Source organism: Streptomyces cavernae, assembly GCF_004023625.1.
In the GTDB taxonomy this organism is placed as follows: Bacteria; Actinomycetota; Actinomycetes; order Streptomycetales; family Streptomycetaceae; genus Streptomyces; species Streptomyces cavernae.
Window position 1 is genome coordinate 65,223 of record NZ_RPDJ01000005.1, and the last position, 13,056, is coordinate 78,278.

General features: G+C 71.8%; 13 protein-coding genes and 1 pseudogene. 8 read left to right on the forward strand and 6 right to left on the reverse strand.

The genetic code is table 11. From position 1 onward, the window contains the following. Positions 1 to 41: 41 nt before the first annotated feature. Positions 42 to 899 (reverse strand): DMT family transporter, encoded by an 858-nt coding sequence (locus EF387_RS14895; protein WP_128377031.1) that lies wholly within the window; start codon positions 897 to 899, stop codon positions 42 to 44. A gap of 106 nt (positions 900 to 1,005) precedes the next feature. Between EF387_RS14895 and EF387_RS14900 the strand changes: the two genes are divergently transcribed. Together EF387_RS14900 and EF387_RS14905 are read left to right on the forward strand one after the other, a co-directional pair. Then, positions 1,006 to 1,578, forward strand: a complete 573-nt coding sequence (locus EF387_RS14900) for an XRE family transcriptional regulator (protein ID WP_162467145.1) — start codon at positions 1,006 to 1,008, stop codon at positions 1,576 to 1,578. A gap of 23 nt (positions 1,579 to 1,601) precedes the next feature. Beyond that, entirely contained in the window at positions 1,602 to 2,159 is a 558-nt protein-coding gene (locus EF387_RS14905; RefSeq protein WP_128377032.1) for a YbaK/EbsC family protein, read from the forward strand. A gap of 55 nt (positions 2,160 to 2,214) precedes the next feature. Here the strand turns inward: EF387_RS14905 and EF387_RS14910 are convergent, their stop codons facing one another. Then, the gene (locus EF387_RS14910) at positions 2,215 to 3,249 is read right to left on the reverse strand and encodes a cation diffusion facilitator family transporter (protein ID WP_128377302.1); all 1,035 of its coding nucleotides are present in this window, start codon (positions 3,247 to 3,249) and stop codon (positions 2,215 to 2,217) included. 297 nt (positions 3,250 to 3,546) lie between these two features. On the opposite strand from EF387_RS14910, the gene EF387_RS14915 reads away from it, so the two are divergent. Together EF387_RS14915 and EF387_RS14920 are read left to right on the forward strand one after the other, a co-directional pair. Then, on the forward strand, positions 3,547 to 3,906 hold the full coding sequence (locus EF387_RS14915) for an ArsR/SmtB family transcription factor (protein ID WP_162467146.1): 360 nt from the start codon (positions 3,547 to 3,549) through the stop codon (positions 3,904 to 3,906). A gap of 196 nt (positions 3,907 to 4,102) precedes the next feature. Next, positions 4,103 to 4,318 carry a twin-arginine translocase TatA/TatE family subunit gene (locus EF387_RS14920; RefSeq protein ID WP_128377033.1) on the forward strand — a complete coding sequence of 72 codons (216 nt, stop codon included), beginning with the start codon at positions 4,103 to 4,105 and terminating at the stop codon, positions 4,316 to 4,318. 94 nt (positions 4,319 to 4,412) lie between these two features. On the opposite strand, the gene EF387_RS14925 is transcribed toward EF387_RS14920, so the two are convergent. The 3 genes and pseudogenes from EF387_RS14925 to EF387_RS14935 form a co-directional block, all read right to left on the reverse strand. After that, positions 4,413 to 5,639 carry a beta-ketoacyl-[acyl-carrier-protein] synthase family protein gene (locus EF387_RS14925; protein ID WP_128377034.1) on the reverse strand — a complete coding sequence of 409 codons (1,227 nt, stop codon included), beginning with the start codon at positions 5,637 to 5,639 and terminating at the stop codon, positions 4,413 to 4,415. A 797-nt stretch (positions 5,640 to 6,436) separates the two neighbouring features. Beyond that, positions 6,437 to 6,616, reverse strand: a pseudogene (locus EF387_RS48340) (sigma factor-like helix-turn-helix DNA-binding protein); the annotation flags it as partial. A 187-nt stretch (positions 6,617 to 6,803) separates the two neighbouring features. Then, positions 6,804 to 7,211 (reverse strand): CoA-binding protein, encoded by a 408-nt coding sequence (locus tag EF387_RS14935; RefSeq protein WP_128377036.1) that lies wholly within the window; start codon positions 7,209 to 7,211, stop codon positions 6,804 to 6,806. A 325-nt stretch (positions 7,212 to 7,536) separates the two neighbouring features. Between EF387_RS14935 and EF387_RS14945 the strand changes: the two genes are divergently transcribed. From EF387_RS14945 to EF387_RS14960, 4 genes are all read left to right on the forward strand, one after another. Next, entirely contained in the window at positions 7,537 to 8,727 is a 1,191-nt protein-coding gene (locus EF387_RS14945; protein WP_128377038.1) for a 4-hydroxybenzoate 3-monooxygenase, read from the forward strand. Positions 8,728 to 8,857: 130 nt separating this feature from the next. After that, on the forward strand, positions 8,858 to 9,715 hold the full coding sequence (locus tag EF387_RS14950; RefSeq protein ID WP_128377039.1) for a hypothetical protein: 858 nt from the start codon (positions 8,858 to 8,860) through the stop codon (positions 9,713 to 9,715). Between the two features lie 143 nt (positions 9,716 to 9,858). Further along, positions 9,859 to 10,440: a SixA phosphatase family protein gene (locus EF387_RS14955; protein WP_128377040.1), complete on the forward strand. Its 582-nt coding sequence runs from the start codon at positions 9,859 to 9,861 to the stop codon at positions 10,438 to 10,440. Positions 10,441 to 10,693: 253 nt separating this feature from the next. Continuing rightward, the gene (locus EF387_RS14960) at positions 10,694 to 11,320 is read left to right on the forward strand and encodes a YigZ family protein (protein ID WP_128377041.1); all 627 of its coding nucleotides are present in this window, start codon (positions 10,694 to 10,696) and stop codon (positions 11,318 to 11,320) included. 231 nt (positions 11,321 to 11,551) lie between these two features. On the opposite strand, the gene EF387_RS14965 is transcribed toward EF387_RS14960, so the two are convergent. Further along, positions 11,552 to 13,048, reverse strand: coding sequence for a CehA/McbA family metallohydrolase domain-containing protein (locus EF387_RS14965; protein ID WP_128377042.1), 1,497 nt, complete (start codon positions 13,046 to 13,048; stop codon positions 11,552 to 11,554). Positions 13,049 to 13,056: the final 8 nt, after the last annotated feature.

Consider the following 13,056-nt stretch of genomic DNA (forward strand, 5'->3'; position numbering starts at 1 on the left):
CGGCGGCGGACGCCCCCTGCGGCGGCGGGCGTCGTGGTGGCTCAGCCCGTCGCGAGCAGCACCGTGCCCGCGAGCGCCAGAGCCGCTCCCGCCGCCTGCACCGCGCGCAGCCGCTCGCTGAGGAAGCCGCGGGCGGCCAGTGCCGTGACCACCGGGTAGAGCGAGGCCAGTACGGCGGCCACCGTGACGGGGCCGTGCTGGGCGGCGATCGCGTAGGTGCCGTTGGCGGCGACGTCGGCGAGCCCGACGAAGCCGAGGGCGGGGAGCGAGCGCCAGGGGAAGCCGTCCTCGGGCAGTGCCCGCGCGCCGCGCCGCACCGATACGTACAGCGCCGCGCCGCCCGCGGCCACGTTCATCACGCGCTGTACGAAAAGGGCGAGGAACAGGCCCGTGATCGTCGTCGAGGCCTCCGCGATCAGGGACATCACCGCGCCGAAGCCGACCGCGGCGAGCAGGGTGAGCCAGACGGCCTGCCGCTGTACGGGGGCGCCCTTGAACTGTGGTCCGCCCGCGAGCACGACTCCGACCACGGCGACCGCGATGCCAGCGAACTGCAGCAGCCCCGGGCGTTCCCCGAGCACCAGCCCCACGGCGACGGGTACGGCGACACCGAGCGAGCCGAGCGGTGAGACCACGCCCATCGGGCCGAGGGCCAGCGCCTTGTAGAACCCGAGCATCGCCACCGGCCCGACCAGGCCCGCCGCCACCGCGAACCACAGCTGACCGCTCGCCTCGCTCCAGGCGCCGGTGCCGAACACGATCGCGCCCAGCACCGCCACCGCGATCGACTGCGAGACGACCACCACCGTGAGCGCGGGGGTGCGCCGGGTCAGCAGTCCGCCACCGAAGTCGGCCAGCCCCCACAGGAGGCTGGTGGCCAGGGCGAACGACGTGGTCATGGGGCTCCTCGCAGTACAGTTCAGTGAACGATCAGGTGCACCTCAGCATAGTTCATTGGACTGTACTGAGTCATCCACAATAGTGGACGGACAGAGTGGACGGAATGTGTCGGACCTCGACCTGCTGACCCAGTCCCTGGCGCGCAACGTCAAGCGCTGGCGGAACGAGCGCGGCTTCACCCTGGAAGCGCTCGCCGCCAGGGCCGGGGTCAGCCGCGGCATGCTCATCCAGATCGAGCAGGCCCGGACCAACCCCAGCATCGGCACCGTCGTCAAGATCGGCGACGCCCTCGGGGTCAGCATCACCACCTTGCTCGACTACGAACAGGGCCCGAAGGTCCGGATCGTCCCGGCCGAGCAGGCGGTGCGGCTCTGGCACACCGAGGCGGGCAGCTACAACCGGCTGCTCGCGGGGACGGAGGCGCCGGGGCCGCTCGAGATGTGGGACTGGCGGCTGATGCCGGGTGAGAGCAGCACCTCGGACCCGCATCCGGCGGGGACGGTGGAGCTCGTCCATGTCACGGCCGGCGAACTCGCGCTGACCGTCGACGGCGTACCGCACCGTGTGCCGACCGGCGCGAGTGCCTCCTTCGAGGCGAACAGTTCCCACACGTACGGCAATGACGGGGAGCTGCCGGTCGAAATGATCATGACTGTTTCGGTGCCGCCCGTGAGGTGAGGTGGCCCTGTTAGCGTGCCGGTATGCGCGCACCCATCGGACACTTCGACAACGCCACGCCCGCTCCCGACTGCCTCGAAGAGCTTCCGCCACCGGTGGCCGAGGCCGTACGCCATTGGGGCGGCAGCGTGCCCGCCGAGCAGATCCTCTACGTCGACACCGAGCCGCAGTGGGCGGACACGGCGGTGTTCCTGGAGCACTACGGCAGGGAACTGCTCGACCAGTCCGCGAACTGCGTGGTCGTCGCGGGCAAGCGGGGTGCGGAGACGACGCTCGCGGCGTGCGTGGTGCTGTCCGCCACGCGGGTGGACGTCAATGGCACGGTCCGTCGCCAACTCGGCACCCGCAAGGCGTCCTTCGCGCCGATGGAGACCGCCACCGGGGAGACCGGGATGGAGTACGGCGGCATCACGCCCATCGGGCTGCCCGGGGCCTGGCCGGTCCTGGTGGACTCCGCGGTGGTGGATCTGCCGTACGTGCTGGTCGGGAGCGGGCGGCGCAGGGGGAAGCTGTTGGTGCCGGGGAAGGCGTTCGCGGAGTTGCCCGGCGTGGTGGTGCTGGAGGGTCTGGGGCTGGGCTGAGTTGCCCGGCGTGGTGGTGCTGGACGGTCTGGGGCTGGGCTGAGCGGCCCGTGCGTTACGTCCTCGCGTGGTGTGACAGGGCCTGGTGGGGATCCGATTCCCCGGGGCGCGGGGACGGGTCCGCGTGGACCAGGGCCGCGGTCAGCCGGGGCACCGCGTGCAGGAGTGCGTGCTCCGCCTCGACCGCCACACAGTGTGCCTGACGTACTGTCAACTCTCCGTCCACCACCACCGCGACCTCCGCCCGCAGCCGATGCCCCACCCAGCGCAACCGCAGTTCGCCCACCTCGGTGACCCCGGGGACCCTCCGCAGGGCGTGCTCGGCCGCGTCCACGAGAGCCGGGTCGACCGCGTCCATCACCCGCCGGAAGACCTCGCGCGCCGCGTCCCGCAGCACCAGCAGGATCGCGGCCGTGATGGCCAGACCCACAAGTGGGTCGACGAGTGGCAGGCCGAGGGCCGCGCCGCCCGCGCTCAGCAGGACGGCGAGTGAGGTGAAGCCGTCCGTGCGGGCGTGCAGTCCGTCGGCGACGAGTGCGGCGGAGCCGATCGACCGGCCCACGCGGATGCGGTAGCGGGCCACCCACTCGTTGCCCGCGAAGCCGATCAGGGCGGCCGCGGCGACCGCCCCCACGTGGTCGATGGCCCGCGGGTCGAGCAGCCGGTCGACCGCGCTCCACGCGATGAACGCGGCCGAAGCGGCGATCGTGAGCACGATGGCGATCCCCGCCAGATCCTCCGCCCGCCCGTATCCGTACGTGAACCGGCGGGTCGCCGCGCGTCGGCCGAGTACGAACGCGATGGCGAGCGGCACGGCCGTGAGCGCGTCGGCGGCGTTGTGCACCGTGTCGCCCAGCAGGGCGACGGAGCCGGACAGGACCACCACGCCCGCCTGGACGGCGGCCGTCAGACCCAGGACGCCCAGCGAGATCCAGAGTGCTCGCATCCCCCGCGCGGACGACTCCAGGGCCCGGTCGACCTTGTCGGCGGTGTCGTGCGAGTGCGGGGTGAAGGCGTGCGACAGCCGGTGGCGGAGCCAGGAGAGGGGGGTGTGCGCGGGGGAGTGGTTGTGCTCGTGCGGGCGGTGCACATGATCGTGGTCGTGCCGGCCGGGGTCGTGCTCGTGGTCGTGTCGGCGGAGGCCGTGGTCGTGCGGGAGGTGCGCATGTTCGTGGTCGTGCCGGCGGTGCTCGTGCCGGTGGGGGTCGTGGGTGCCGGTGTGTGACGTGGGGCCGGGCCCCGGCGTGTGGTGGGCGTCCCCGTCCTCGTACGGCTGGGTGTCTCCGGGCCGGTCGGTCACGAGCTTCCCCTTTCGGGCGTGCGAGCGCGGTCGCGGGGCCGCGTCGGACGGTGGACTTCTGCCCCGCCCCTGGCCCATTATGTGCGTATGAGCGCACGCATGCACCTTTCATCTGCGAACGATGCGCATCCGCGCAATCCGGGCGAGGAGCAGTTCGCGCTCGCCGCGGAGTTGCTCGCCCTGTTGGGGGACCGCACCAGGCTCACCCTGCTGCATGCCCTGACCGGCGGTGAGGCGGACGTGAGCACCCTCACCGAGATCTGTGGTGCCGCGCGTCCGGCGGTCAGTCAGCATCTGGCCCGGCTTCGGCTCGCGGGGCTCGTCGCTACCCGCAAGGAGGGGCGCCGGGTGGTCTACTCGCTGCCCGACGGCCACCTCCGTCGTGTTGTGGCGGAGGCCCTGAACCTGGCGGATCACCGTCTGAGCAACCGTCCGGCGCACGACTGACGAAAGCGGCGAGGCCGGTACGGCCCGACGGGAGACCCCTGACAGCGAATGTGTCCTGACGTGCACCGGCTTCGCGACGGAGCGTTTCGCCGGGTTGTACAGCCCTGTAAATTGCCTCCCGTGCCGGAACGCCTCTCGTACCGGCCGCGGTCCGCGCCCGTGCGACCCCGTCCGTCCCCGGAAGAGAGCAGTCCAGATGTTCGGCTTGAGTGAACTCGCCCTGATCCTCCTCGTCGTCATCGTTGCGCTCGGTGTCAAGAAGGGGCCCGAGCTGATCCGTTCGGCCGGCCGGGCGACGCGTGTCTTCAAGAGCGAGGCCAAGGCGCTGCGCGATCCGCGGGCGGGGACGGCGCCGCGCGTCGTGCCCGGCACGGTCGTCGGGCGTGACGATCCGGCGGCGCCGCGCGCCTGAGAACGGCACCGTCCGTCGGAGGCGGATTCCGCCGCCGCCGCGTTCCACGGTGGGCGTACACCGTGGAACACCGGAGGGACGATGACTTGATGTGTCAGGTCGCGGAGGTGAACACGGCGGCGGCGTTCTGGCCGCCGAAGCCGAAGGAGTTGCTGAGGGCCGCGCGGATCGTCGCGTGCCGGGGGGACTTGCGTACGACGTCCAGCTCGATGGCCGGGTCGAGGCTGTCGAGATTGGCCGTCGGCGGAATGACCTGCTGCTGGAGCGTGAGCACCGTGACCGCGGCCTCGATGCCGCTCGCTGCGCCGAGGGCGTGCCCGAGGACGCTCTTGTTCGCGGTGACGGGCGGCGGGGTGCCGAACACGGTGTGCAGGGCACGGTACTCGGCGAGGTCGCCCGGGACCGTCGAGACGCCGTGCGCGTTGACATGACCGACGTCGGCGGGGCCGAGACCGGCGTCGCGCAGTGCGATGGTCATCGCCTCGGCGGCGCCCCGGCCCTCCGGATGCGGGTCGGAAAGGTCGTGGGCGTCGCTGGTCGCACCGAAGCCCGCGAGCAGCGCCCGTGGTCGCGCACCGCGTCCGACGGCGTGCGCGGTCCGCTCCAGCACCAGGATCCCGGCGCCCTCGCCGAGCACCGCGCCGTCCCGGTCCCGGTCGAAGGGACGGCAGGCACCCTCGGGGTCGTCCAGGTGCTCCGACAGCGTGCCCGTCTGCTGGTAGCAGGCCACCGACGCGTAGGAGCACCCGGATTCGGCCCCGCCGGTGACGACGACGTCGCAGGAGCCGCCGCGCAGCAGATCACGGGCCACGCCCAGGGCCGTCGCCCCGGAAGCGCAGGCGGTGGTCACGGACAGGCTCGGCCCGCGGGCGCCGAGGTCGAGGGCGACCTCGGCGGACACCATGTTGGGGACGCTGCGTGCGAGGGCGAGCGGCGGCATCTTGTGCGCGCGGCCCGCGTTGATCCGGGCGTACTCGCGCGGATAGCGGTCCAGGCTGTTGCCGCCGACGCCGAGGACCACGCCGACCCGTGTCGGGTCCCAGCCGCCGCTCCTGAGGCCGGCGTCGATGACCGCCTCGCGGGCCGCCACCAGTGCGAACTGGGCGGCCCGGTCGGGCCGCCAGTCGAAGGTGCGGCCCAGCAGTTCCTCCGGGGCGAAGGCGGCCACCCGGCAGGTGAAGTCGACGTCCAGCTTGGTGAGTTCGGGGTCCACGGTGGCCGTGGAAGCTCCCTCCAGCAGGCCCCGCCAGGTCGCCTGGGTGCCGATGCCGGCCGGGGTGACCAGACCGATGCCGGTGACGGCGATGTCGTGCTCTGTCATCGGCGGGGTCCCGTCGGACGAAGTTCGCCGCGGACTGCGGCGTCTGGCACGGGAGCGACCCCGGCGGCGCGAACGCCGACCATCGGGTCATGGCTTGTGGTCACGCTGAATCTCCTGCGGGGAACGGGGAGTCGACCGAAGGGAGCGACGGGCCGAAGAGGTGGTGCGACGGAGGTGATGCGACGTCGGCTGTGCGGCGTCGGCGATAGGGGAGGGTGGGGCCGTGTGGGGCGGCTGAGGCGGGTTGGCGGGGTGGGGTGGCGCTCTGGAGCGGTCACGTTCGGCGGCGCCGGTGGTGTGGCGCGATGAGGCGGCCGTGTGGTGTGGGGCAGCGCCGGTCGGGACGCGCGATGAGGTGGCCGCGTGGGGCGGCGCCGTGGGGTGGCGGTCCCCTGGTCGGAGACGTCCCGACGGAGGTGGGGACGATGGCCCGTGGTGCCCGTCCCGATGCGTCTGTCGCGCCGGTTGCGCCCGGTTGGATTCCGGGCCCGACGCGGGGCCCGGAGCGGAGGGTGTGCCGCAGGTTGGGGGACGGGCGTGACCCGTGACAAGAGCATGCTTCCTCGCATGTGCACGACGGCGAACGGCGAGGACTCTACATGGTGTGATCTGATGCTAACGCTCAGCTATGACAAACGTCCGACCCAGGGCCAGGGGCTGGGTTAAGGTCGAAGGTTCACCCCCGGACCCTGGGCCCTCCCCGGACCCTGGGCCCTCCCCGGACCCTGGGCCATCCACGCGCCCGCTGCACCCTCCGCGCCCGCGGCGCCGTCCACGTATCCGCGTTCGGGCATCACGACGCCCCGTTCCCGCAGGGCGAGTCGGAGTTGGCGCAGGGCGTAGTACAACCGGGACGTCACGGTCCCCGGCGGAATGCCCAGGACCACGGCTGCCTCCCGAGGCGTGCGCTTCGCGAAATACGTCGCGTACAACACCTCCTGGTGCGCGGGGGACAGACTCTGTAACGCGTCTCTCATCACGGCGACAGACTAACCGGTCTGTCGGCAACTCCTTACCCAGGGCCTACATCCGGGGCGGGTCCGTCAAGCGGGTTTGCTCACAGCCGGACGAGGTCGTCAATGCGAGGGGCGCGCCGACTTCCCCGGTCAATCGTTCGGTATCGGCCCGCTCGCGGTTCGCGCAGTGACCGAGGTGATTCGAAGGTCAGCCCAGGGCCGGGAGTTCGATGGCCGGGCAACGGTCCATGACCATGTCGAGGCCCGCCTCCCGGGTGCGCTCGTACGCCCGCTCGTCGATCACGCCGAGTTGGAACCACACGGCCTTGGCGCCGATCCGGACGGCGTCGTCGGCCACCGGCCCCGCGAGATCGCTGTTCACGAAGACGTCGACGACGTCGACCTCGAAGGGGATGGCCTCCAATGAGGGGTAGCCCTTCTCGCCGTGCACGGTCTCGGCCTTCGGGTGGACGGGCACGATGCGCTTGCCGTGGCTCTGGAGGAACCGGGCGACCCCGTAGGCGGCCCGACTCCGGTTGTCGGAGAGGCCGACGATGGCCCAGGTGTCGCCGAGATCGGTGAGAATCCTGCGGATCGTCGCTGCGTCGCCGTACACGGTCGCCTCCTCGGCTTCGGGCCCTGCTTGCTGTTCGCCCCAACAGCGAGCGGTCCGCCGGGATTCCCAGGTCGATGGCGGCTGCGGGGGTGCGGGCAGGGTTGTCCTGCTTGTTCGGGCGGGGTGGTTGTGGGGTTCGGGCAGGGGTGGTTGTGGTGGTTCGGGCGGGGGTGGGCTTTCGGCGCGTCGGCCGCCCGGCCGAGTGTTCTCGCTGTTGTCCGGCCGACGGAGGCACGCCCATTGACAGGGGTCGGGACTGTGCGGACACTCGGAGGAACGCCTTGGTGAAGAGAGTTTCACCAGGCGAACAAGACGAGGAGAGGTCATGCACACCACCGTCGGGATCATCGGAGGCGGCCCGTCCGGACTGCTGCTCGCCCGTCTGCTGCACAACGCCGGCATCGACAGCGTCGTACTGGAGAGCCGCGACCGGGCCTACGTGGAGCAGCGGCAGCGCGCCGGAATCCTGGAGCAGGCAACCGTCGACGTCCTGCGAGAGGCCGGCGCCGGAGCGCGGCTGGACCGCGAGGGCCTGGTCCACGACGGCATCGAACTGCGCTTCGACGGACGCGCCCACCGAATCGACTTCCCCGCCCTGACCGGCGGCCGACGCGTGTGGGTCTACGCCCAGACCGAGGTGGTCAAGGACCTCATCGCTCTCCAGCTCGACGAAGGCGGACCGCTGCTCTTCGAGGCCGAGGCGCACGCGGTGGAGGGCGCCGACACCGAGCGGCCCGTGATCCGTTACACCCACGAGGGCGTCGAGAAGACGCTGACCTGCGACTACGTGATCGGCTGCGACGGCTTCCACGGAGTCACGCGGGGCGCCGTGCCGGAGAGCGTGCGCACGACGTACGAGCGGACCTACCCGTACTCCTGGCTGGGCATCCTCGCCGACGCCGCACCCGTCTACGACGAGCTGATCTACGCCCACTCCGAGCGCGGATTCGCCCTTGCCAGCATGCGCTCGCCGTCCGTCAGCAGGCTCTACCTCCAGGTCCCCAACGGCACCGACCCGGCGGACTGGCCCGATGAGCGGATCTGGGACGAGCTGGACACCCGCTTTGCCGTGACCGCCGACGCCGGCTGGCGGCTCAAGCGCGGCACCGTCACCGCCAAGGCGGTACTGCCCATGCGTAGTTCGGTGACCGAGCCGATGCGCTACGGACGGGTCTTCCTGGCCGGCGACGCCGCGCACATCGTGCCGCCGACCGGGGCCAAGGGACTGAACCTCGCCGCCGCGGACGTGATCGTCCTCGCCCGAGCCCTCATCCACCTGCGCGACACCGGCTCGACCGAACTGCTCGACGCCTACTCCGACACCTGTCTGCGCCGGGTCTGGCGGGCCGAGCACTTCTCGTACTTCATGACCACCACGCTGCACGTCGACGAGGGGCAGTCCGCCTTCGAGACCCGGCTGCAGCTGTCCCAGCTCGACCGCGTCGCGAGTTCGCCGCACGCCGCGGCGGAACTGGCGGAGAACTACACCGGATTGCCGCTCGGGCCGGTGGACTGAACAGGGGCGTCGGGGACTCGGTGAGACGGCGCCGGGTTCCACAGCTGGGCGTCACCGGTTCGGGCCCCGCCTCCTCCGGTTTGGGCCCTGCCCCCTGCGACCCGGCCGCCGTCCGCCTACGCTCGGGCCCGTGCTCCACATCACAGATTCCCGAACCGGCGCCCCCGCGGCGCTCGCCTCCGGACGGCTGACCCGCGTCGACGCGCACCCCAGGGGAGCCGACGTGCCGACGGCCGTACGCATCCTGCTGGTCGCCGACGTGCTGGCCAGAGCGCTCGACATCGGCGGCGCCCCGGTGCGCACCGGCCTGATCACACCGGACCTGCCCGCGGAGGTGCGGCCGTGGGCGGCTGCCCTGGGTATCCGCCCACCGGACGCACAGGGCGACATCGCCCGGGTCGCGGGGGAGCTCGGGGGAGGCCGGGGGGTCCAGGTGTGCGCCCGCGGTGGCGGGGTGGACGGGGGTGTGCACATCGAAGTCGCCGGGGTGGAGTGGGCGGCGGCCGACGCGGCGGTGTGGCCGGACGCGGAACCGGGAGCGGGAGCGGGAGCGGGAGCCGGCGGGGGGCCTCCCGGTGCCTCCGGCGCCGCCTCAGGTCCCGCCTCCGGCGCCGCCTCATCCGGTCCCGCCTCAGTCTCCGTCTCCGCCTCGGCGTTGCGGTTGGCGCTGCTCGCGCATCCCCGCGGGATGCCCCTGCGCCTCACGGAGGAGAAACTGGCCGAAGCCGCTGAGGTACTGGGCCGGTGGCGCGGCAGCGTCGCCCGGTGGGCCACGGAACCGTCCCGTCCCATCCCCGACGACGTACGGCGCGAGCTGCGCGGCACCTGGGAGAACGACCTCGACCTACCGGCCCTGATCGAGACCTTGGACCGGCTGGAACGGGGCGGCGCCGACGACGTTCCGCGGGGCGCGCTCTTCGAGGCGTTCGTCTACGCGGACCGAGTGCTCGGCGTGGAACTGGCACGGGAGATCGGAGGGCCGATGTGAGCACCGATACCGCGGCACACCATGGCACCTCAGCACCCCGTGGCACCTCAGCACCCCGTGGCACCTCAGCAGCGTCCCGTGGCACCGCAGCGTCCCGAGGCGGGGAGTCCGCCTGCGGCGAGGAGGTGGTCGGTCGTGGCGAGGTGGCTGGCCGTGGCGGGGAGGCCGTCCGCGGTCAGGCAGTCGGTCGGCCCGAGTCCGGTGGACCGTCGCGGCGGCTCGTCGTCCTGCGGCACGCCAAGTCGGCCTGGCCCGCGGGTGTGCCCGATCACGAGCGGCCCCTGGCGGCCCGGGGACGCCGCGACGCGCCGGAGGCGGGGCGGGTACTCGACGCGGTCGGCTGTGTGCCCGACCTCGTCCTCTGCTCCACCGCGGTCCGGGCCCGCGGCACCTGGGAGCTGGCCGCCGCACAGTGGGCAGTCCCGCCGCCCGTACGCCACGACCCCCGGCTGTACGCGGCCGACGCGGCGGAACTGCTGGCCGTCGTACGGGAAACGCCCGCAGCGGTCGGGACGCTGCTGCTGATCGGCCACAACCCGGGCCTCGAGGACCTGGTTCTCGAGCTGGCCGGGGACGGCCTCGACGACGCGCTGGACGACGTGCGGACGAAGTTCCCGACCTCGGCGATCGCGGTCCTCACCTGGCAGGGCGGCGCATGGCGGTCGCTCGCCCCGGGCGCCGCGCTGCTCACCGACATGATCGTGCCGCGCGGCCGGAAGGACTGAGGGGTCCTTTCACTATGCCGGCCCGGGTCGCGTGGTCTGGCACCGCTCCCCCAAGCTCTCGGCTGCGCTCGAGCAGGGGGCACCCCCATCGCCGCGTTGCCAAAGGTCCTAGTAGCTCCGCTACGAGGACCTTCCGGCGCCTTGCGATGCACGGCACCAGACCACGCGACCTGATCGGACGCTCATAGTGAAAGGACCCCTGAAGCCCGGCCGGGCGGACAGCCGTCACCGGGGGTGCGCATAGGCTGACCGGATGCAGGACGAGTACCGCACCGTCGCCCGCGCCGGCGTGCACGAGACCGAGGTCAACCGCTCGCGCTTCCTCTGCGCGCTGGCGCCCGCGGCGACCGAGCAGGAGGCGCAGGAGTTCATCGCCGGTGTCCGCAAGGAGCACGCCGACGCCACCCACAACTGCTACGCCTACGTCATCGGCGCGGACGCCGCGATCCAGAAGGCGAGCGACGACGGCGAGCCCGGCGGCACCGCGGGCGTACCGATGCTGCAGATGCTGCTGCGCCGGGATGTGCGGTACGCCGTCGCCGTCGTCACCCGCTACTACGGAGGCGTCAAGCTCGGCGCGGGCGGGCTGATCCGGGCCTACGGCGGCGCGGTCGGCGAAGCGCTGGACACCCTCGGCACCATCACCCGCAAACGCTTCCGGCTGGCCACGCTGACGGTCGACCACCAGCGCGCGGGAAAGGTGCAGAACGAACTGCGCGCCACCGGACGGGACGTGCGTGACGTGCGGTACGCGGAAGCGGTCACCATCGAGATCGGGCTGCCCGAGGCGGAGGTACCGGACTTCCGGTCCTGGCTCGCGGACGCCACGGCGGGAACGGCGAGGCTGGAGCTCGGGGGCGAGGCCTACGGGGACGCGTGAAGTGGACGTGCGCAGGGCACAGCGCACAGCGCACGTCCTGGAACCGCCGTGGCGAAACGTGGCGAGGGTGCACAGTGCCCACAGTGCCCAGGAAGCAGGCCGGCACGTCTCACCCCAGTCCCCGGCGGATCCCGACGCCGAGGCGCGGGCCGGGCAGCCTGAGCAGCGGCCCGGCCATGTCGACGACATACGCCGGGGCGGACCCAGCGCTGACGCCGAGCCGCTGCGGCACTAGCGGACCTGGACGAACACCGGGTTCGAGTAGAACCAGAGGTCCTCCCACGGGCTCTCCAGCCCGTCGGCGAGCGGCTCGGCCTCGTCGGTGCTCGTGCCGCGCACTCGAGCGTAGAGGTCTGTCTCGACGTTGCGCAGGGTGTGCTTGATGACGTACTCGTGCCCCTGCTTCCGCCAGTCACGGGGACCGAACCGCGCCACGACCTTCGTGGTGGGGTTGGTGTCGGAGTCCGGGTTGGAGCTGGGGCCCGTGACCTGACCGACGATCAGGTCGACCCGCCGCACCTCCGGACGGTCGCCGTTCGCGTTCTTGCCCGTCAGCGGCCGGAACCTGACCTCGATGTCGACATCGCCGCGGTGGCGGCGGCTCACGACGAGCGTCTCGCCCATGGCCGCGCTTCGGCCGCGGCTGCCGGCCGTGAGGTCGAGGCTGGTGATCAGGTCCCCCGTCCCGACCCATATCCGGCCGTTGCGGAGCCCGTCCATGATGTCGGCGTAGTCCTGCCGGGCGTACACGTAAGTCTTGCTGTACTCACCGGGCCAGAAGTCGGTCCCCCCGCGTGTCCAGTGCACGTGCGAGTCCGAGGTCGCGGTGATCCACCAACGGCGGCCTTCGCCCAGCAGAGAGTCCCACAGTCCGCCGACACGGGCCGTCATCTGGTCGAAGCCACCGTAGGTCGGATGGTTGCCGTAGCCGCCGCGCGCGTCCCCGTTGAGCGGGCCGGCCTGGTGTCCGGGAGCGCCCTCGAAGCCGACGTAGACATCCGGTGCGGCGTTGTTGCCGTTGCGGAACTCGCGCGGAGTGTCCTGCCCGTACACGCCGAGGCCCGTCGCCGACCGTGCGGCGTGATGGGCGATCACCAGCGGCTTCTGCCGCATGTCCTTGGCGGCCTTCAAGAACTCGATCATCTTGGCCTCGGTGTTGCGCCCGGGATCGGCGGGGAACGCGTCGTTCTTGGCGAAGCGGCTCTCCAACTCGAACAACTGCTGTGCCTCACCAGCGTGGTGAGGGATCATCAGCGTGTGGTGGTCGAGCGCGGGAGCGTCGAACTCCATACCCCAGAACTGGAGCACCTCGGGCACGAGGATGCGGGACCGCAGGAGGTCGGGATAGGCCTGCTCGAGGTTCACCTTCGAGTGCGTCGGCCCGCCGTGGTCGGTGCACATGGCCCAGGTGAGACCGAAATGCTTCGCCATGATCGCGTTGGTGACGATCGGATACACCGCGTCGGCGCCCTTTTGGAATCGGGGCGGGTTGGTCGATGTGTCGAACGAGCCGCTGTACTCAGAGTGCACATGGTGATCGCCGGCCCGCCACACTCTCTTTCGGGCGCCCGCACCGTAGTTGCGGTCGTCGGCGGCGTCCGCCGAAGCAGGGCTCGCCGCCGCCAGGGGGCTCGCAGCGACGAACGTCGCCCCCACACCCGTGTACTTGACTAACTGGCGCCGGGAGATTGCCGAACGCGCGGAATCCTCGTCGTGCCGGTCCTTCATCGAAAAGC